Origin of the sequence: Paenibacillus sp. AN1007, from assembly GCF_040702995.1 — a bacterium.
GTDB lineage: Bacteria > Bacillota > Bacilli > Paenibacillales > Paenibacillaceae > Paenibacillus.
The window spans coordinates 2,792,714-2,812,025 of record NZ_CP159992.1; the positions used below are offsets into that span (position 1 = coordinate 2,792,714).

Annotated in this window: 17 protein-coding genes and 1 pseudogene; 7 read left to right on the forward strand and 11 right to left on the reverse strand. The window is 44.6% G+C overall.

The features are described 5' to 3' along the window. The first annotated feature begins 155 nt into the window (after positions 1 to 155). The gene (locus tag ABXS70_RS12285) at positions 156 to 1,190 is read left to right on the forward strand and encodes a DMT family transporter (RefSeq protein WP_366296066.1); all 1,035 of its coding nucleotides are present in this window, start codon (positions 156 to 158) and stop codon (positions 1,188 to 1,190) included. Between the two features lie 247 nt (positions 1,191 to 1,437). On the opposite strand, the gene ABXS70_RS12290 is transcribed toward ABXS70_RS12285, so the two are convergent. Beyond that, positions 1,438 to 2,571, reverse strand: coding sequence for a serine hydrolase domain-containing protein (locus tag ABXS70_RS12290; RefSeq protein ID WP_366296068.1), 1,134 nt, complete (start codon positions 2,569 to 2,571; stop codon positions 1,438 to 1,440). A gap of 202 nt (positions 2,572 to 2,773) precedes the next feature. After that, a complete protein-coding gene (locus ABXS70_RS12295; RefSeq protein ID WP_342555973.1) occupies positions 2,774 to 2,965 on the reverse strand; it encodes a hypothetical protein in 192 nt (63 codons plus the stop codon). A gap of 177 nt (positions 2,966 to 3,142) precedes the next feature. Between ABXS70_RS12295 and ABXS70_RS12300 the strand changes: the two genes are divergently transcribed. After that, positions 3,143 to 3,814 (forward strand): cyclase family protein, encoded by a 672-nt coding sequence (locus tag ABXS70_RS12300; protein WP_366296070.1) that lies wholly within the window; start codon positions 3,143 to 3,145, stop codon positions 3,812 to 3,814. 98 nt (positions 3,815 to 3,912) lie between these two features. On the opposite strand, the gene ABXS70_RS12305 is transcribed toward ABXS70_RS12300, so the two are convergent. Both ABXS70_RS12305 and ABXS70_RS12310 read right to left on the reverse strand, forming a co-directional pair. Next, a complete protein-coding gene (locus ABXS70_RS12305; RefSeq protein WP_342555971.1) occupies positions 3,913 to 4,785 on the reverse strand; it encodes a YitT family protein in 873 nt (290 codons plus the stop codon). Positions 4,786 to 4,927: 142 nt separating this feature from the next. Continuing rightward, positions 4,928 to 5,284, reverse strand: coding sequence for a MerR family transcriptional regulator (locus tag ABXS70_RS12310; RefSeq protein ID WP_366296071.1), 357 nt, complete (start codon positions 5,282 to 5,284; stop codon positions 4,928 to 4,930). A gap of 112 nt (positions 5,285 to 5,396) precedes the next feature. Between ABXS70_RS12310 and ABXS70_RS12315 the strand changes: the two genes are divergently transcribed. Further along, the gene (locus tag ABXS70_RS12315; protein WP_366296073.1) at positions 5,397 to 6,179 is read left to right on the forward strand and encodes an SDR family NAD(P)-dependent oxidoreductase; all 783 of its coding nucleotides are present in this window, start codon (positions 5,397 to 5,399) and stop codon (positions 6,177 to 6,179) included. A gap of 94 nt (positions 6,180 to 6,273) precedes the next feature. Here the strand turns inward: ABXS70_RS12315 and nspC are convergent, their stop codons facing one another. Both nspC and ABXS70_RS12325 read right to left on the reverse strand, forming a co-directional pair. Further along, complete coding sequence (gene nspC, locus ABXS70_RS12320) at positions 6,274 to 7,401, reverse strand: carboxynorspermidine decarboxylase (protein ID WP_366296631.1); 1,128 nt, start codon at positions 7,399 to 7,401, stop codon at positions 6,274 to 6,276. Between the two features lies 1 nt (position 7,402). Next, positions 7,403 to 8,647 (reverse strand): saccharopine dehydrogenase family protein, encoded by a 1,245-nt coding sequence (locus ABXS70_RS12325; protein WP_342555967.1) that lies wholly within the window; start codon positions 8,645 to 8,647, stop codon positions 7,403 to 7,405. A gap of 1,195 nt (positions 8,648 to 9,842) precedes the next feature. On the opposite strand from ABXS70_RS12325, the gene ABXS70_RS12330 reads away from it, so the two are divergent. Continuing rightward, positions 9,843 to 10,460, forward strand: a complete 618-nt coding sequence (locus ABXS70_RS12330) for a TetR/AcrR family transcriptional regulator (protein ID WP_366296075.1) — start codon at positions 9,843 to 9,845, stop codon at positions 10,458 to 10,460. 66 nt (positions 10,461 to 10,526) lie between these two features. Then, positions 10,527 to 12,848: an MMPL family transporter gene (locus ABXS70_RS12335; RefSeq protein ID WP_366296077.1), complete on the forward strand. Its 2,322-nt coding sequence runs from the start codon at positions 10,527 to 10,529 to the stop codon at positions 12,846 to 12,848. A 149-nt stretch (positions 12,849 to 12,997) separates the two neighbouring features. Here the strand turns inward: ABXS70_RS12335 and ABXS70_RS12340 are convergent, their stop codons facing one another. The 3 genes and pseudogenes from ABXS70_RS12340 to ABXS70_RS12350 all read right to left on the reverse strand — a co-directional run bounded on the left by ABXS70_RS12340 (position 12,998) and on the right by ABXS70_RS12350 (position 14,144). After that, on the reverse strand, positions 12,998 to 13,423 hold the full coding sequence (locus ABXS70_RS12340) for a MarR family transcriptional regulator (protein ID WP_366296079.1): 426 nt from the start codon (positions 13,421 to 13,423) through the stop codon (positions 12,998 to 13,000). A 99-nt stretch (positions 13,424 to 13,522) separates the two neighbouring features. Further along, positions 13,523 to 13,657: pseudogene (locus ABXS70_RS12345) on the reverse strand (helix-turn-helix domain-containing protein); the annotation flags it as partial. Positions 13,658 to 13,793: 136 nt separating this feature from the next. Next, positions 13,794 to 14,144 carry a DoxX family protein gene (locus ABXS70_RS12350; RefSeq protein WP_366296632.1) on the reverse strand — a complete coding sequence of 117 codons (351 nt, stop codon included), beginning with the start codon at positions 14,142 to 14,144 and terminating at the stop codon, positions 13,794 to 13,796. A 365-nt stretch (positions 14,145 to 14,509) separates the two neighbouring features. On the opposite strand from ABXS70_RS12350, the gene ABXS70_RS12355 reads away from it, so the two are divergent. Then, a complete protein-coding gene (locus ABXS70_RS12355) occupies positions 14,510 to 15,193 on the forward strand; it encodes a DUF981 family protein (RefSeq protein WP_366296081.1) in 684 nt (227 codons plus the stop codon). Between the two features lie 109 nt (positions 15,194 to 15,302). Here the strand turns inward: ABXS70_RS12355 and ABXS70_RS12360 are convergent, their stop codons facing one another. Further along, complete coding sequence (locus ABXS70_RS12360) at positions 15,303 to 16,061, reverse strand: gamma-glutamyl-gamma-aminobutyrate hydrolase family protein (protein WP_366296083.1); 759 nt, start codon at positions 16,059 to 16,061, stop codon at positions 15,303 to 15,305. A 259-nt stretch (positions 16,062 to 16,320) separates the two neighbouring features. Further along, positions 16,321 to 18,741: an RNA polymerase recycling motor HelD gene (gene helD, locus ABXS70_RS12365; protein ID WP_366296085.1), complete on the reverse strand. Its 2,421-nt coding sequence runs from the start codon at positions 18,739 to 18,741 to the stop codon at positions 16,321 to 16,323. A gap of 418 nt (positions 18,742 to 19,159) precedes the next feature. Here helD and ABXS70_RS12370 point away from each other — a divergent pair, with 418 nt between their 5' ends. After that, entirely contained in the window at positions 19,160 to 19,291 is a 132-nt protein-coding gene (locus tag ABXS70_RS12370; protein ID WP_342555960.1) for a hypothetical protein, read from the forward strand. Positions 19,292 to 19,312: the final 21 nt, after the last annotated feature.

Sequence of the window (19,312 nt, forward strand, 5' to 3'; positions counted from 1 at the left end):
TCTTTAGTCTCTCTCTCATTTGCAGACATAACGGCGGATACCTGATTCAACCTTTTTTTCTTCCAACACAAACTCTCGGATTTATGATATGGTCTATATGACATGACAATAATTATACATAAAGATGTGCACAACAAGCGAGGAGAAGATTAAGCGTGATTCAAAGAGAAACAAAATCCAAAAGTTCAACGAATGCAGAATATACAGAAAGTGACACAATAGCAAAAGGAAACAAAAATCATGACGCACAGGAACATCGCAGCAGATTTAGTGATCCATTCATCGTCATGCTCGTTGCGGGTCTATGCTGCCTGTTGTGGGGAAGTGCCTATCCCTCAATCAAACTTGGCTATGCTGCTTTTCATATTTTGCCTGAAGATATTGCTTCAAAATACGTTTTTGCAGGTTATCGCTTCAGCTTGGCCGGCATACTGCTGCTGCTTCTATACCGTGTCGGTTTCAGACGCAAGCTGAAGCTGCGTGGACGTGAATGGGCCAGTTTAGGTGTACTTGGTGTTCTGCAGACAGGCCTGCAATATATGTTTTTTTATGTCGGCGTTGCGAACACAACGGGTGTTAAAGGTTCGATCATGAATGCAACAACGACGTTTTTCAGCGTGGTGCTGGCTCATTTCATTTATAAAAATGACAAGCTGAGCCGTAACAAAATCATCGGCTGTGTGCTCGGATTCATCGGTGTTATTATTGTAAACTTTCATGCAGACCTGCTCACGTTTTCCTTCTCTTTTACAGGTGAAGGCTTTATCATCATCGCAGCACTCGTTTTCTCCATAACAGCCATTTATGCTAAACGCTTAACTGCATCCATTGATGTTATGATGATTACAGGTGTGAGCTTACTGGTTGGCGGACTTGCCCTCACGCTGCTGGGTCTGTCATTCGGCGGCAGGGTAACTCATTTCACTTGGGAATCAACGATGAATCTGGTCTACCTCGCCCTGCTGTCATCCGCCGCCTTCTGCTTGTGGAATGTGCTGCTGAAATACAACAAAGTGGGTAAGGTATCGGTATATAATTTTTTGATCCCGATCTTCGGTGCATTATTATCCGCACTGTTCCTTGGTGAGACAATCTGGGAATTGAAAAATCTGGCTGCGCTGCTGCTGGTGTCGATGGGCATTTATTTGGTGAACCAGGTAAACGCTTTTCGAATGACAAAAAGCCGCTAATTAGCGGCTTTTCTTGCTGTCATGATGACAAGATCATATCAAATTAGAGTAAGATCCTTTGCTACCTTTCACCTTATCTTATCATCTGCTACCGAGTTCATATACCATCTCATATCCGCCAACGGATTTATTGTAATATTCCGAAGAAGGTTTTCCAAGCCACAACTTCGCCTGTTCAAAAAACAAATAAACCCTACTGTTCTTACACAGCAGGGTTTGAGAATCAGCTAATCGTTATCACACCAGCTTACAAACAAGAATAGACCGCATTACGAAGACGACGCTGCACATAATGCTCCTGACTGTTCAGCAGATGCTGCGCATACATTACCGTTAGACCGGAATCCGGGTCCATGATCGCCATGCAGCCAGCCGCACCGCTCCAGCCAAATTCGCCAAGTGGACTCAATGATCCGCTGCCCGCCTTCGAGATATGTGTACGCACCCCCAGACCATATCCATAACCATACATATGGTCCCATGAAAAGTCCGGTCTTGTCATGTCATTAAGGTGATCCGTTCTCATTAGGTTTACAGAAGCTGGCGATAGAATACGTACCCCCTCTGGACTTGTTCCAAGTCCGGTCAGTGCGTTCAAGAACTTGGCATAATCATTTACGGTAGAGAGCAAACCTGCACCGCCGCTATCCAGTTCTGTACCCACACGGAAACCATTGCCATCCATCCGTACCGCTTTATTTTGTTCTTCGTCAAAAATGTACTGCGGGATCAAACGCGACTGCTGTTCTTCATTCAGATCAAAGGCCGTATCGTGCATACCGAGCGGTTTAATAATCTCATCCTGAAGGTATGTACCGAACCGCTTCCCGCTCACCACTTCGATGAGAGCGCCCAGCACATCATGACACATGCTGTAATTCCAGTGTGTACCTGGTTCAAACATCAACGGTTCTTTCGCGAATGCTTTTGCAAATTCCCGTGTTGGCAGCGCACCATTCGTGCATTCTACTGCCTCCTTGATACTGGGAGCGTTCACATTGTATGAAAAACCAGCCGTCATCGTAAAGAGATCTCTTACTGTAATCGGTCTTGTCGCTTTCTCGTAGTACACCTCTCCATTCGGAAGTGTTTTTCTCACCTGCATATCCCCATACTCCGGCAAATACTGAGACAAGGGATCAAGCAGCAGGATATCTCCCTTTTCAACCAACTGCAGTGCAGCAGCACAGGTCATAATCTTGGTCATGGAGTACAGATTCATGATCGCCCCATCCCGAATCGGCGTTTTCTCTTCCAGGTTTTCATATCCGTTACGGTATTGGAAAACGATTTCGTTTTGATGCATAACGAGCACTTCTGCCCATGGAATTTTCCAAGAGGTTAGACGATCAATTAATGAAGCAACCGGTTTAAAGTCCATATTTCCCCATCCTTTTATGCGCATCGTTTTGTTGTTGATCTTAAGACCAGTTCGCGCAATTAATTTCTTCCATTTCACATATACTACTATACGACCTTTTAAACGCATTGACCAGTTCGATGAAAAATCAAAAAAAGCCGATCCCTGTTCGGATCAGCTTGTATCCTGCCGCAGCAGGATGAGAGAAAGGCTTGAGGTTGAATCACGCTCTCTTATTCTCAACCGATTTCATTCGGTTCTGGTCGTCTGGCACGCGATCTTCACTGAATTCCTGTCCTGCTTCCATCTCACCGTGGCCGGATACATTGCGGGAGAAATTCGTGAATTGTCTTTTGTGCTCGTCCTGTTCGTGCTTCTGCTTCAAAAGCTCCTGTGGGTCCTGTTTCGTCATCATACTAACCTCCTTTATACAAAATCCTATATTCTTCACACTACACAAGTTTTCCTTAAGGAAGCAGCGCTTATGCATGAAAAGGAGATGCAGCACGTAAACCACTTAAACCCATGCTGCGGTTATCTCAATAAAATGAAGATCAATTACGTTATTTCATAGAAAAGGAGCAATTCGAATATGAAGCGACTTCTTTTGTCTTATCCCCTCGGTGTTCACACTCCGGTCTACAAAGACAATCCTCCAGTTGTCATCGAGCAGCAGTCAAGTATTGATCAAGGTGACCCTTATAACCAGTTTATTATTTCCAGTCTTAATCATAATGGAACGCATATCGATGCTCCCTGGCACTTTAACCCTAAAGGCAGGAAGATCAGTGAGATTCCGATTGACGAGTTTATTTTTACACACCCTGTCATTATTGATATCCCTAAACGTGATGATGAGTTAATCACCAAAGCGGATCTCGTACCTTATGAACATCAGATCGCTGGAGCTGACCTGCTGCTGATTCGCACGGGATTTGGCAGCATTCGCTCATCTGATCCTGAAAGATACGCTAACTATAACCCGGGTTTATCCGCCTCGGCAGCACAGTACCTGTTGATTTTTGACTCCCTGCGTGCCATTGGTATCGATATGATTTCCGCTGGTGCAGCGAATCATCCAGAGGAAGCCGTGGCTTTTCATCAAACGATTCTTGGCAAAGGCCGCGTGGACGGCAGGTACATTATGGTCATTGAAGACCTGAATCTGAATCAGGATTTGTCTAATATTCACAAGGTATACGCGATACCATTGTATATTGAAGGTGTTGACAGCAGTTTTGCTACTGTTTTTACGGAAGATTAATTGCTGGCTGATTAAAATAGCGGGTTGATTGATTTTGTTTGCGAAAAAGAGATAAGAAAAAGCGCTGACAAGAGGGCTGCTCTTATCAACGCTTGTTCTTAGTGAATGTCCTTCTTCTTGAAATTTCCGCCCTTCACTTCGGCTACGTCGTAGACAACAACAAAGGCTGCAGGATCAATCTCGTTAATGATATCCTTGATTTTACTTTCTTCCATCCGGTTGATGACACAAGTAATTTCCTTGAACTGCTCGTTGGAATAACCGCCATACGCATCCGTATACGTTGCTCCACGTCCAAGTCTGTCACGAATGGTCTCCACCATAACTTCCGGCTGTGTGGTAATAATTTTAAACGTTTTGGAACCGCTGAGACCTTCTTCGACAATATGTATCACTTTAGAAGCAATGAAATAGGCGAGTCCGGACAAAATAGCTCCCTGCAGGCCAAATACAGTCGAAACAACGATAAATACAAACATGTTCAGAAAAAGGATTAAGTCACTCGTTCCGAAAGGCAGCTTACGTGATAACAGCACAGCAAGCATATCAATTCCGTCCAATGCTCCGCCGTTACGCAGTGCAAGACCCATACCAAAACCGATAATGATACCACCCACTACCGTAACCAGCAGGGTATCTCCTTCAATAATCGTTGGCACATGATGCATTAGACTTGCACTAATAGCAAGTGAGGCAATGCCTATTACGGAGTATAACGCAAAACTTTTACCAATCTGCTTGTAACCAAGCCATACAAACGGGATGTTTAACAATCCGATCAGTAAGCCCAGCGGCAGTCCGAACAGATTCGAACCTACGATGCTGAGTCCGGTTACCCCTCCGTCCGATACCTTGTTTGGAATCAATATGGCCTCCAGGCCATATGCCGTGATGAATCCTCCAATAATGATCAGCAGCACTTTGGAGAGGATTTTAAGCTGGTTTGACTTGTGCACTTTTGGTTGATGCATTCCATTTCCCCCTTGATGAACGATGAACAGCATAAATTTTAACAAACATAAAAAATAGTCTATAACAAAAATCGCACATTTGGCAATAGAATGTGATATATAACTGTCATTATATGCTGTTCATCATGTCGACTTCATACCATTATCTCCCGATTAATGACCGATATGCCTTAATTTTAAGTTCAAGCATCTCGCTTGCGGCATGAAGGGTGTTCATCTGGTGTTCAACGGATTGTTTATGATCTTCCAGCAGCTTAAGTCGTTCTGCAGCCGTATGCTCACCCTCCTGAAACAAGGAAGCATACTGTTTGATCACTGCAATCGGCATTTGGGTTTCCTTTAATTTGATAACAAACTGCAGCCATTTCAGGTGTGACTCATTATAACGTCTGTCACCGCTGGAGTCTCGCAGGGGTATGATGATCTGTTCCTTTTCGTAATAACGAAGTGTATGCGCACTGATACCCAGCATCTGGGCCACTTCTCCGATGGTATGCATTATGGTCTTCACCTCCTTCATCCAAGCACTTGACTTAGAGTAAACTCTAATCAGTATAATCAATTCGTGGTCACCCCACAATAAGAATAGAACTGATCCGGGAGGAATTCACATGAAATATACCGTCATCACAGGGGCTAGCTCAGGAATAGGGTACGAAGCCGCTTTGGCCTTTGCAGCCAGAGGCAAACATCTGGTTCTCGCCGCCCGCAGAACAGAAGCATTGGAACAGCTGAAAAATAAAATCGCTGAACTTAATCCGACACTCGATGTTGTTATTCGCACAGTAGATCTGTCCATTACCGCAGATGTACATGCGTTCTATGAAGGTTTGAAAGGTTACTCCATTGAAACGTGGATCAACAACGCAGGCTTTGGCAATTTTGCTTCAGTCGGTGAACAGCACCTGTCCAAGATTGAACAGATGCTGCATCTTAATATTGAAGCACTTACGATTCTCTCCACTCTCTATGTTCGGGATTATGCGAATACTCCGGGTACACAGATCATCAACATCTCATCAGGAGGCGGCTACACCATCGTCCCTGACGCGGTGACGTACTGTGCCACCAAGTTTTATGTCAGCGCCTTTACCGAAGGGCTGGCACAGGAACTCCGGAGCAAAAACGCTCCAATGCAGGCCAAAGTACTCGCACCAGCGGCCACGGAGACCGAGTTCGCTGAACGTGCCTTTGATCTGGATCAGTTCCAATATGAAGGCCGAGTGGCCAAATTTCATACTGCCGACCAGATGGCCGGATTTTTACTTGATCTATACGACAGCGAGAATGTCGTAGGGATTGTAAATGGGCTGACGTATGAATTTGAACTGAAAGACCCGATCTTTCCCTATGCCGCAAGAGCGGCCTCCAAGCCAGTGGATTCTCCAGAATAAATAGGAGCTGTATGGCAAAAAAAGCTGTCCCCGATCACATGAATTGTGAGAAGGGACAGCTCTTTTTTACTTGTATCTACAATATAATAAAATATTAAGCCAGACGCATTTTGAAATCCTGATATCCGAATTCACGAACAATTTCGCAATCGCCGTCTTTGCGTTTAACCGCAATGGCAGGCAGAGGCATGCCGTTGAACGTATTTGTTTTCACCATGGAGTAGATTGCCATGTCTTCAAATACAAGGCGGTCACCCTCTTTTAAAGGTTCATCGAATGAGTAATCACCAATCACGTCACCAGACAGACACGTTTGGCCGCCCAGACGATACAGATGTGGTTTTTCACCCGCTTCTCCTGATCCGATCAGTGGCGGACGATAAGGCATCTCCAGCACATCCGGCATGTGGCATGTCGCGGAGGTATCCAAAATGGCAATATCCATACCGTTTTTGTGGAAGTCCAGAACGGAAGTCACCAGATACCCTGCATTGAGAGCAACCGCTTCTCCCGGTTCCAGATATACTTCCAAATTGTAATCGTTCTGCATCCGTTTAATGCATGCTTCCAGTTTTGGAATGTCGTAATCTTCGCGGGTAATGTGATGCCCCCCGCCAAAGTTGATCCATTCCATCTGCGGCAGCCACTGTCCGAACTTCTCTACAACGGCGTTCAGCGTCGTTTCCAGATCGTCCGAGTTTTGCTGGCACAATGTATGGAAGTGAAGTCCTGACACACCTTCAAGCAGCTCTGCACGGAAGTCTTCCTGCTTGGCGCCAAAGCGCGAACCTGGAGAACACGGATCATAGATCTCGTGTCCTTCCTGCGTAGAGCATTCCGGATTTACCCGCAAGCCAACCTTACAGCCGGCCTGCAGTGCTTTATCTTTGAATTTGGCCAGCTGCGAAAAGGAGTTGAAAATGATGTGATCACAGATCGAAACGATCTCATCTATCTCTTCCTCGCGAAAAGCCGGAGCAAACACATGATTTTCTTTACCCATCTCTTCATGTCCGAGACGAGCTTCATACAAACCACTCGCCGTCGCACCATTCAGGTATTCTCCAATAAGCGGATACATCGCCGTCATGGAGAACGCCTTCTGAGCAAGTACAATTTTGGCACCTGTACGCTGCATTACACCGTTCAGGATTTTCAAGTTTTTCTCAATCAAAGCTTCGTCAACAACAAAACAAGGCGTAGGCAGCTGTTCGAACTGCATATTAGCGAACAAGTTCCGATTCTTTAGCTTTGGACTCTTCTGGCAGTTCATCCACGAGAACCGGGTTGAAATCTTCTACCCAAGGAAGTCCCCATTTGTTCAGTTCTTCCATGAACGGATCCGGGTTGAACTCTTCTACATTGTATACGCCTGGTTTGTTCCATTTGCCTGTCATCACCATAGCTGCACCGATCATTGCCGGAACACCCGTTGTGTAAGAAATTGCTTGGGAACCTACTTCTTTATAGCACTCTTGGTGGTCACAGATGTTATATACATAATATGTTTTGTCTTGACCATCTTTTTTACCTTTGAAGATACAGCCGATATTTGTTTTACCTACAGTACGAGGTCCAAGGGACGCCGGATCAGGCAGAACTGCTTTCAGGAACTGCAGAGGAATGATTTGTTTTCCTTCGAACTCAATAGGCTCGATCGAAGTCATGCCCACGTTTTCCAGAGCTTTCAGGTGAGTCAGGTAGCTTTGACCAAATGTCATGAAGAAACGGATACGTTTCAAGCCAGGGATGTTTTTCGCCAGGGACTCCAGCTCTTCGTGGTACAGCAGGTACATATCTTTCTCGCCAACTTCTTTGAAGTCGTACACACGTTTGATTTCCATCGGTTTCGTTTCGATCCATTCACCGTTCTCCCAGTATCTGCCGTTTGCAGAAACTTCGCGAATGTTGATCTCAGGGTTGAAGTTGGTAGCAAATGGGTAACCATGGTCGCCGCCATTGCAGTCGAGGATATCGATATATTCGATTTCGTCAAAATAGTGCTTCAATGCGTATGCAGAGAATACGCCAGTTACGCCCGGGTCAAAACCGCTGCCCAGCAGTGCCGTAATACCTGCTTTTTCGAAGCGTTCTTTGTAATCCCACTGCCAGCTGTATTCGAATTTCGCCGTATCTTCCGGCTCATAGTTCGCTGTGTCCATGTAGTTTGTTTTCGTTGCAAGGCACGCATCCATGATTGTCAGATCCTGATAAGGCAGCGCCAAGTTCATTACGATATCCGGTTGGAACTCGTTGATCAATGCGATCAGTTCTTCCACATTGTCCGCGTCGACTTGTGCAGTTGTAATTTTTGTTTTGCCGCCATCCAATTTTGCTTTCAGTTCATCGCATTTGGATTTTGTGCGGCTTGCGATACAAATTTCTTCAAAAACCTCGCTGTTTTGAACGCATTTGTGTACCGCTACAGAAGCCACGCCGCCGGCGCCGATGATTAGTGCTTTTCCCATTTTCTCATTCTCCTATCCCCGTAATTAGGTTTTTTTGTTTTAGTTTTTTTCGTAAAATTCCGAGACGTTCGCAGTTATACTGTTTCATTATGCAGCGTCCACCCGCTCCTGATACAATAAAAAAAGCAAGGTGAAAAATGTCGCGTTTGCGCACACCATCACACTTGCTTGTCGATATACATCATAAAAAAGACGTGAAGACTCCATGACCAAAAAAGTCCAAAAGAACCCCTTCGGCGGAAAGCTTCTTCATGTATATCAATATTGGATCAGAGTCTATATAGCAAATAATTCGCCTTTACCACTCTTATTGACCGTTTCACAAGTTGATGTGCAGATGCACTGGTTGTAAAGTAACCAACTTATAAAATTTGAGCTTTGAACTCAATCAATAAGGCAACAGAAGTTGCCAATCGGCATTTGACCCGGCTGTCCGTATGGCCTTAACTCCTCGGTAGAAGTGGTCAAAAATTATCTGCTGGAAAGCTCTAATTCATATTGATAAATCAACTTTCCAAAATCACAGGTATTACACTATCAGACGTTTCCCGAAAAATCAAGGGATATTTCAAAATTTATTTTTCAACTTTATTTTAATCTGGAATGAAGACACCCCTACGATCTATCCAAACGATATATCTTCTCCTTCCTTAAGCAGCATTTATCCTGCCTCCTTCTAAAAATTAAAAGCTGTACCCCAACGCAGCGCCCCTCATCATATCCATACTATTCCTGCATAATTATGCTTTCGAATTTGGTTAAGTACAATCTTGAGATTGTGCACTTTGTGAATTGCTCCGTAATTTCAATTAGCCTTATATGATCGGTGCCCGAGACATTGTGTATAGATTTAATCGATGCCTTTTTCCATTCGTATTATCTTTTTGGGAAAAGGTTATTTTTTCACTCTCGGTTATCTTCTTGTTCGGTTCAAGCATAAATCCCGTGCACTTGTGTGCAGCTGAGCAGAAAGATCCAGATACTCCGTCAGCTGCAATTATAAGCTGCATATCCACTTGTCAATAATGTATATTCATAAGTTCAATTTGGATATTCATTCATAACAAAACAATTGCACAATGAGTAAATTTGCACAATGAGCAAGTTATTGATATGATGATTCCATTCCTTAGAATTCCCTTTGTTTTTTCAATTAATCCATCAAAAGGAGGTGAACGCATAGGCGGTAAAAACCATGAAACGAACACTGCGGCACCTTAAAAAAGAAGCTACGGAGAAAGCACTCGCCCGAGTCGCTTTTGACCTTACGATGGAGCATGGACTTGACGGATTCACGGTAGAAGAACTCGTTCAGCAGGTTGGATGCTCGCGCAGAACATTTGCTAACTACTTTACATGTAAAGAAGAAGCGGTTGCCCTGGGAGCCATTTCTGTTACAAATACAGCTGAACTTGAACGGCTGCTTACCCAACTTCCGGAGAATGCTTCGTTACTGGACCTGCTGTACGAGCTGGTAAAAATGCAGCTCACGTCGGAATTGATTGGCAGACTGCATCAGCTCGTTATCTTATCCCGGACCTATCCCGTGCTTGAACCTCATTATTTAGCTGCCATGCACCGACTGCAGACGCAGGCTCAAGAAACGCTGCTCGACTTGTCGAATGGACAATACGACGAGATTTATACGTACCTGCTGATCAGCGCGATCTACGGTACCGTGCTTCCCTTAATTGAAGGAAGACTTCACGTGCTGCTGCCTGGGCAGAATATCGCTTCCCATGATCGATCCGATGCAGTTTCCTTTGATCATTTTATGGAAACGGTGTTTGATCATTTGCGAAAAGGGTTTTAGCCTTTCCACTCATTCTGCATCATCACAACTCACATACTTATAATAGAAGGAGTGCAAACTAGAGAAATGTCTACCTTATTATACAAAATAGGAAAAACCGCTTTTCGCAAACCCGGTTATTTTATTATTGGCTGGGTTCTCATTCTAGGAATAGTGATCTCTATGATCAGCATGAACGGTATTCACATCAGTTCGGAAATGAAGATTGAGGGCACCGAATCACAGAAGGTTCTGGATCAGCTCGCAAAAGAACTGCCTGCCGCCTCCGGCGGTCAAGGAAGCGTTGTGTTCAAAGCGCCGGATAACGAGCGGCTGGATACACCTGAACGACTAGCTGCCATTATGAAAGGCGTCAGCGAAGTATATGGACTGGACAAGGTCATTAACCCTGCCGACTATGCGGCAGCACAAGCAAGCGGTTCAGGTTCATCTGCCGAAGCAGCTCAATCCATGAACATGGCGCAGCAGGGAGCGGCTTCTCCGCCTCCATACGGTCCTCTAATTGTAAACAACGTGCCTGTTCCAGGGGTATTGATTGCATCCGATGGAAGTACCGCCTTGTTTCAGTTCCAGTTCACGATTGAACAGTCTGCCATAACTCAAGATGTGTTCGATTCCGTCATTCAATCGGTGATGAAGGTTGAACAAGGAACACAGATCAAAGTACTGCCTGGTGAAACGCTTAAATCGGTATCCATCGGTGTGGGTTCAGCCGAGATTGTCGGACTGGTCATTGCTGTAATCGTATTGCTGATTACTCTCGGGTCCGTTGTTGCAGCGGGTCTGCCCCTGGTTACAGCGCTGCTCGGTGTGGCCATCGGAGTTGGGGGAGCATTCTCGATCTCCAAATTTGTTGACATGCCAAGTGTTACCTCCGTTCTGGCTCTGATGGTGGGTCTGGCTGTCGGCATTGACTATGCGCTCTTTATCGTCAATCGCCAGCGCCGGATGATTATCGATCAGCGCCTGAGCGCACAAGAAGCTGCTGCACGTGCAATCGGCACATCAGGGAGCGCCGTGTTCTTTGCAGGTTTAACCGTTATTATTGCCCTCTGCGGTATGCTTGTCATCGGACTGGCCTTCTTGTCGACGATGGCTTTAGTCGCAGCGGCCACAGTGCTCATTAATGTATTTGTAGCACTAACGCTGCTGCCTGCCCTGCTTGGTCTTGTGGGTGAACGAATCTGCTCCAAAAAAGCCCGTGCCAAGGTGGTCAGCTCATCGGAATCGACAAGTCATGGTGTGGCTGATCGATGGGTGAAGTTCGTTATCAAAAATCGCTGGGCTGCTGTTATTGCGATTGTTCTCATTCTGGGATTTGCCGCTATCCCCATTACCAAGATGGATATGGGCATTCCGGGAGCTTCCTCGGCAAATCTGGATACGGATGCAAGACAGAGTTATGATGCGATCTCGAAAAGTTTTGGCGAAGGTTTCAACGGACCACTAATCCTTGCAGCCGAACCACGTAATCCTTCTGCAAAAATGACGCCAGAGCTTCTGGGCGGACTCGCCATGGAGCTGCAGAGCCAGAATAATGTGGCACAAGTTTCACCTTTAGGCATGACAGAGGATCTAGCTATTTTCAGTCTCATACCCAAAACAGGTCCTAACGATAACTTGACGAAAACACTGGTGAACGATCTTCGTTCGGAAGATTCAAGTATGGCCAAAACGTATGACGTCAAACTCGGGGTTACTGGTCTGACCGCCGTAAATATTGATATGTCCGCGAAACTGGCTCAGGTTTTCCCGATTTATGTAGGCATTATCATCCTGCTTTCATTAATTATCCTGCTGCTCGTGTTCCGCTCCATCATCGTTCCTATTAAAGCAACCATTGGGTTCCTGCTCAGCATCCTGGCTACATTCGGGATCACGACAGCTGTGTTCCAATGGGGCTGGCTGCATTCCCTCTTCGGTTTCGATACAGGCGGCCCCCTGCTTAGCTTCATGCCGATTATCGTCACGGGGATTCTCTACGGTCTTGCCATGGATTATCAGGTCTTTCTGGTGAGCTCCATGCGTGAATCGTATGTGCATGGTCACCGCGGCACCGAGTCCGTTGTGCATGGCTATAATCAGGTCAGCCGCGTCGTCGTTGCTGCAGCAGTTATCATGGTCTCGGTATTTGCCGGTTTCATCTTTACCGATGATGTGATGATTAAACAGATTGGGTTCACGCTTGCTGTCGGCATTCTCATTGATGCTTTTGTCATCCGAATGGCGCTCGTACCTGCAATTATGGCGATGTTTGGCGACAAGGCCTGGACACTTCCAAAATGGCTTGATCGCCTGCTGCCTAATCTGGACGTTGAAGGTGAAAAGTTGATTGAGACTCTTAATGCTAAAAACGAAGTGAACATCAAGTCTGATATGAAGTCATAACCTATGCTCAACAAAAGACCTCCTCATGAACTGAGGAGGTCTTCACATTTTGCAAAAGGTACGACATAGCTTTCCCCTTCTGAATTCGCGCTTTTACATACATGCTATAGCATCTTTTATGTGTTCTCGAATCACTATCTCAAATTCACTTAATCCTCTCGCACATTCATATATAGTTTCTCTAAAATTGCTTTTAGCTGTTCCAGTTCCTCAGGCGGTATACCGCGTGTAACATAATTATCGGCCTCTTGGACCGTTAACAACAACTTTTGTTTCACTTCTTCTCCTTTGGGAGACAAATATAAATGATGCGAACGTTTATCTTGATCATTCACTATACGTCGAACCATTTCTTTACGCTCTAACGAATGAATCATTCGAACGACAGTGGTCTGATCCCGATCAATAGCCTCTGCGAGTTCTTTCTGAGTCGTAGCTTTATCGATATCCATATACGAAATAATACTCCACTGTTCAGGGGTGACTTCGTATGGTTTCAATTGTTTGATAAAATAATTGGTTAGTTTGAGGTCCGTCCGGTGAATCAAAAAACCAGTCACATTGTATAAGTCCATTGCTGTACCCTCATTCATCATTTTCTTATACCCAATTATAGGTGATCTGAACGAATGTTACAAACGGCACGCTTTAAGAAATGAGGCGGCTAAAAGTGATTATTTTAATCGAGTTCTCAGCTCATGAATCTGCAATTTATATCCCAATCCCCATACGGTATTGATCATGGAGGAGGAATCAGGAGAAATCTCATCCAGCTTTTCCCGAATTCGTTTGATGTGCGTGTCTCCTGTGACAGCTTCTTCAACAAGGAAACCTTCCTTCTCTAAATACAACCTTAGAAGATTACGAATTCGCAGCTCATCTTCAACAATTAAAATTTGTTGTGACTGCAGTAGTTCCATCTTGCTTCTCCTCCCTATGCAGCGCTTAGAAGAAATGATACAGGGATACCATCAAGCTGAGAACAAACAAAACGATTGCAGGAATGGCCTTCTGTATTGGATCTTTGGCCAAAACAATCAATGTGAATGCACCAGCAAACATCGTACCGCCCAGCAGCAGACCTGCCCAAAATGCAAGATCAGGGATCCATATTCCAGCAATCATCCCCATGGCTCCAACGATCTCAAACGATCCGGTCAAGACATTAAAAAAAGAGGGCAGGCCAAAACGTTTGAATTCATCGGCCATCTTACCCGAAATAATTTTGCTTCCTGTAATCAGGAAAAATAGACCTAATAGAACCTGTAAAACCGTAATAAAAGTAAACACAGCAATCCTTCCCTTCCTTCTTACATTGGTTTATGCATATAGGTCGCAGATCATATACATGCTGTACCATGTATTCGGCCCATGAGTCTGTAATTACACTGGATTTGTTTCATTCTCTGGCCGATCACATATTCACACCGTGTCATCACCATCTATATGCTATAGCATATATTTTGTTTTAAATTTTACATATTGTCAACCTTCAAATAAAACTCTTTATGCTGCCGCCATATTATATCTTTATATTTCTAAAAAAAAGGATTTGAAATTTCACAAATTAAGTTATATGCTAATGCATGTTCATTTTAATATAAGGAGTTCGATATTACATGATTATTGATTGGTCAGCGACTTCAATGTATAACACATTGATGTCTGTTGCTGCAGGAGCTGCATTGTTAATGATTCTTAAATTCAGTGCAGATGTGTTTCGATCCAAGGTTACTCACTTGGAAGGCTGGGCTGTCGGGTTCGGGATTACGGGTTTCATTTTAATCCTGACGGGTGCGCACATGACATTGACATGGCCTTTATCCAAGGTCGGGTTCCCTTTCGACGATATTATTTTCGGTGAACCCGTTTTAGCTTTTGGTGCTTTATTATGGGGGGCGACGATCATTCTTTGGAGAAAATCCAATCAATATCACAGAGCCGGTTTGAACTTAGAAGATTCAACGTTAATATCCGGAAAACTTCGGGCTGAACTGCCCTACCTTCTCCGACCGCTTTCCTATTTTGCTGCTGCTATGGGTATGGCTCTCATCTCCATCAGCTTCGCAGGTGTTGGTTTTCAATTATTCGCAGCTCCCCCGGAAGAACCCATTTCAGGCTGGTTTGCTGATTATCCGATGATCGAAGCATCATTCATGTCTTTATTATTTGCCATGACAGGGGTTGGAGCATGTATTTTCCCCTTTCTTCTGAAAGATAATCCTAATCCGAAGCTCATGCGCACTGTGAAGTACTTGTGGCTTATTGCAGGTATTATTTTTGTTGGTTTTGGGGTACTCAACTACTTCACTCATATTGGTTTGATTGTTCACACGATGAAATAATGCATACCCTGTGATCGTTCAGAGAAAATGTGAACCCCTTTCAAGTACATGCTATAACATGTACTTGAAAGGGGTTTTTAATGATCTATTCCCTTTTTGTGTGTTAGATTCAGGCTGTAATATCCTTAACATCCTGTTTAAGACTCTCGAATCGAGCTGGGCTGCAGGCGCTCACGAAAGCAGCAAACAGCTGCTGACTGTACCCATCCACTGCATAACTGTACTCCGGATGCCACTGAACAGCGAGTACAAATGAACTGCCCTGCATAACGACGGATTCAACCAATCCATCCTCCGCAATTGCTGCAGCTGTTAATTGATCAGATAACGTTTTGATGCCCTGATGGTGATAACTGTTCACCTGAATCTGCTCGGTCTGAAGGATATGATGAAGTATCGTATTCTTTTCAATATGTACTGAATGTACAAGATGGCTATAGGGTGGCCTTTGTTGATGATTAACCTGCGGATCCGTATTAAGCGCTGTAGGAATGTCCTGATATAAAGTTCCACCTAATAACGCGTTAAACAGCTCAGACCCGCGGCATATGCCGAAGGCGGGTTTATCCAGTGTAATCACTTTTTTAAATAGAAAAGCCTCCATCATATCCCGCTCCGTACACAACTCGCCACAAACACTCAGCATCTGCTCCTTGTACAGTTCCGGGTTAACATCATGTCCGCCGGTAAACAGAAATCCGTCAAAGGTGTTCGCCAGCGTTGTGATGATATCCTCGTCCGTCGTTAACGGCAGCATGACCGGTATCCCACCTGAATCTTCAATAGCTTTCATATAGTCAGGGAGCATCCAATAACTACTTTTGTCCGTATCATATAAAGGCAGTACGCCAATCATCGGTTTGTTCATCCCAAGCCGCCTCCTGTTTCACATTGGTTTTAACGCTTATGCATCCTTTATATTATCCCTGAATTTATATTCAAGTTTGCTTTATTTTACCAGACTTCCAGTTGTACTACATGCACAAAATCTTGCATTCTTCTACCTATTACATCGTTTGTTTAACACGAAAACTCATTGAACAACTCCAAAAAAAACATACATACGCCCAATCAAATGTTGAGCATATGCATGCACGGTATTCCGGTTCCCATTCAGTAGAGTTGATTTATACATCTTTCAATTCATACAGATGTGCAGGCATGGCCTGAACAAATGGAGACCAGTCCAACACCGTATATAGATGCAGCCGATGCATGGCGCGAGTACAAGCCGTGTAGAGGAGTTTGCGGTCATACTCTTCTCCATATCGATTCGCTGAGGCATCATATACAAGCACCGCATCGAATTCAACACCCTTGGCAAGGTAGACCGGAATAACCATCAATCCTTTTTCAAACTGTTCGGTCTGTCTTGTAATCAGCAGCAGGTCTTTCATGCCCTGTTTTTGTAAACGCTCATAGGCCATACGGCTCTCGGCTGCCGTTTTGGTTATGATCGCAATCGACCGATATCCATCCGCTTGAAGCGCTGCGATATCTACTTGGATGAACTCGTCACGATGCCGCTCACCAGCTTCTGCATGGATCAGAAGCGGCTTCTTATCCCTTCTGTCAAAAGCAATAATCTCATCACCGCCTGGCAGCATCTCCCGCGTAAATTCAACAATCTCTCGTGTCGAGCGATAACTCTGCACCAGTCTGATCAGTGTTGTATCCTTGGCTCCGTACAGCTTGGTTAGAGGGGAATCCGCAGCGGCAAGTTCCGTAGCCTGCATGTAGATGGCCTGCCCAAAATCCCCCAGTACCGTCATGCGGGCACGTGGAAACAGTTTTTTGAGATATTCATACTGAAAAGCAGAATAATCCTGCCCCTCATCCACAAACACATAACGGATATCCGAGTTGATGCGCAGACCTTCAATCATTTCTTTTACATATAAATACGGAGCGGCATCTTCATGGAACAGTTTATTCTGCTGCAGCATGTTTCTCGTTTGGCGGCAGATTTCATTCCAGTGAGGTGGAACAGCAGCACCGTTGGTTCGCTCTTTATATTCAGCCTCGTCTACAAATAACTGCTCATACGCCGCCTGCACATTCACAAATTTAAATTTACGCACACGCCGTCTCAGCGGCTTAAACTTCACTTTCACAATTTTACGGCGAAGCAGTTCTTCCTCCCGCTCCATATAATCATGTGCTCCTTCATCCAGATCAGGATGTTTACCTGCATTTTCACGGGCTGCATACTGCTCCGCTACTTCGAATACAGGCTTTTCCTTGTGCAGTTTGCGGTAAACATCCGCATAGTCATCCATATCCAGATAATTCATTTCCTCTTCAACCCAATCAGCAGCCTGCTCGCGATGTTCCAATAGAGCCAGTTCCTTCAGCATCCATTCCTGTAACAACAGAATCCGATTCGGTAAAGACAAACGGTCATCATAACTTGAAAATTGCCTTTTCATTTCTTTCGAAGTGATTAACTCCCGTTCCCGAAATCGGATGCCAATAAATTGGATGCCTTCCCTGCCCAGCCATTCCCCGTAACTTTTAAGTGCCTCCAGAAATGGTGTAGATGCCTTATATCGAATCCCTTCCATTCGTGCGGCATATCCAGCTTCTTTCTCTGCGGTTAACACATATTCCATTTGGTCAAGGGGGTCCTCCAGATCCAAAGCGGAACCAAGCCAATAGTTTAAATATTCCTGGAACGTTGTCTGCTGTATATTCTCTTCACCTAATTCAGGCAGCACTGTCGAGATGTAACTTGCAAACATTGGATTAGGTGAGAACAGAACCATCTGATCGGCCTTAACAGTCTGGCGATATTTATATAACAAATAGGCCACTCGCTGCAGCGCTGCAGATGTTTTACCGCTGCCCGCTGCTCCCTGTACAATCAGCATTCGGCTCCGATCATCCCGGATAATGGCGTTTTGTTCTTTTTGAATCGTCGCTACAATACTTTTCATCTGGGAACTTGCACCTTTGGAAAGCACCTCCTGAAGAAGCGCATCTCCAATCGTCTCACCCGCGTCAAACATGCCTTTCAGCTGACCATCCTGAATTTGAAACTGGCGTTTCAACTCAACGGTTCCTTCAATTTGCCCCATGGGTGTTTCGTAATTCGCAGGGCCGGAACCATGATCATAATAGAGGCTAGCGATTGGCGTTCGCCAATCATAGATGAGGAAATTCAAACCCTGCTCATCCGTAAAAGAAGATACTCCAATGTATATTTGCTCTGTATATCCCTGCCCCTTCTCTCTAAAGTCAATGCGCCCAAAATAGGGCAGCGGAAGTAAGCGGTTTACGTTTTTCCACTGCTGCAGCAAGAGCTTGTGACCCCGCTCCCGCTCAGCCAAAACCCGTGATTGCTGATTAATCGTATAATAAGCTTCTTCAAAGTCCGTATACGAACCAGTATTTATCGTCACTTCTTCCCAGAAACGCTTGCGAATCTCGGCGGCCTGATCTGCCAGTCCTGAAACCTTGGGTTCAAGTGCCTCAAGTCTTGTCTGCAGTTCTTTCCGGACATGAGCCAATCTTTCTTTTTCAATCAACCACTCATCTGCTTCTGCCATAAGCTCAACCACCCCTAAACCCATATATTGGAATAAAAAAGCGCGTTGACAAATCGAAGAATTCCTTGTATCATTATTGTAGGAGAAAAATGATTCAACATTTGAATTACATTCAATTTACAACTGCGCTCATGATTATATCACGGCGAATTTTTACGTTCAATCTTTTTCTTTTATACTTTTCATGTAATCTCAATTTCAAATATAGTTATACTTAAACACAAGTCCCTTATTAGTAAGGGGCTTTTTTTTAGTACCTCCTCCTTTATATTTACGATCCCTTTCACATTTGGATTGACTCAGGCCAACTTTTGATCGAAATAAACTGCAATTTCATTCGGAGAATATGACATAATAGTGAAGACAGTACTCCGATCTCTATTTTTGAAACCATCTGCAAATGGAAGGAAACGTGAATATGATGGAATACGTCAAACTTGGCAGCACAGGAATGGATGTATCCCGGTTTTGTCTGGGAAAGCTGTCCGCAGAGGACATCGCCTTTCTGGAAGAACCTTATATTCCTCACGCGGTTGTAGGTGCCCTATAAACTCGTATATGGCCGAAAAAT

Bases quoted from the DNA above. Each gene is read 5' to 3' on its own strand.
- ABXS70_RS12330 (WP_366296075.1), top strand. From the start codon at position 9,843: ATGAAACGAACACTGCGGCACCTTAAAAAAGAAGCTACGGAGAAAGCA.
- ABXS70_RS12300 (WP_366296070.1), top strand. From the start codon at position 3,143: ATGAAGCGACTTCTTTTGTCTTATCCCCTCGGTGTTCACACTCCGGTC.
- ABXS70_RS12355 (WP_366296081.1), top strand. From the start codon at position 14,510: ATGTCTGTTGCTGCAGGAGCTGCATTGTTAATGATTCTTAAATTCAGT.
- ABXS70_RS12370 (WP_342555960.1), top strand. From the start codon at position 19,160: ATGATGGAATACGTCAAACTTGGCAGCACAGGAATGGATGTATCCCGG.
- ABXS70_RS12295 (WP_342555973.1), bottom strand. From the start codon at position 2,965: ATGATGACGAAACAGGACCCACAGGAGCTTTTGAAGCAGAAGCACGAA.
- ABXS70_RS12325 (WP_342555967.1), bottom strand. From the start codon at position 8,647: ATGGGAAAAGCACTAATCATCGGCGCCGGCGGCGTGGCTTCTGTAGCG.
- ABXS70_RS12315 (WP_366296073.1), top strand. From the start codon at position 5,397: ATGAAATATACCGTCATCACAGGGGCTAGCTCAGGAATAGGGTACGAA.
- helD (WP_366296085.1), bottom strand. From the start codon at position 18,741: ATGGCAGAAGCAGATGAGTGGTTGATTGAAAAAGAAAGATTGGCTCAT.
- nspC (WP_366296631.1), bottom strand. From the start codon at position 7,401: ATGCAGTTCGAACAGCTGCCTACGCCTTGTTTTGTTGTTGACGAAGCT.
- ABXS70_RS12360 (WP_366296083.1), bottom strand. From the start codon at position 16,061: ATGAACAAACCGATGATTGGCGTACTGCCTTTATATGATACGGACAAA.
- ABXS70_RS12310 (WP_366296071.1), bottom strand. From the start codon at position 5,284: ATGCATACCATCGGAGAAGTGGCCCAGATGCTGGGTATCAGTGCGCAT.
- ABXS70_RS12340 (WP_366296079.1), bottom strand. From the start codon at position 13,423: ATGGACTTATACAATGTGACTGGTTTTTTGATTCACCGGACGGACCTC.
- ABXS70_RS12305 (WP_342555971.1), bottom strand. From the start codon at position 4,785: ATGCATCAACCAAAAGTGCACAAGTCAAACCAGCTTAAAATCCTCTCC.
- ABXS70_RS12335 (WP_366296077.1), top strand. From the start codon at position 10,527: ATGTCTACCTTATTATACAAAATAGGAAAAACCGCTTTTCGCAAACCC.
- ABXS70_RS12290 (WP_366296068.1), bottom strand. From the start codon at position 2,571: ATGGACTTTAAACCGGTTGCTTCATTAATTGATCGTCTAACCTCTTGG.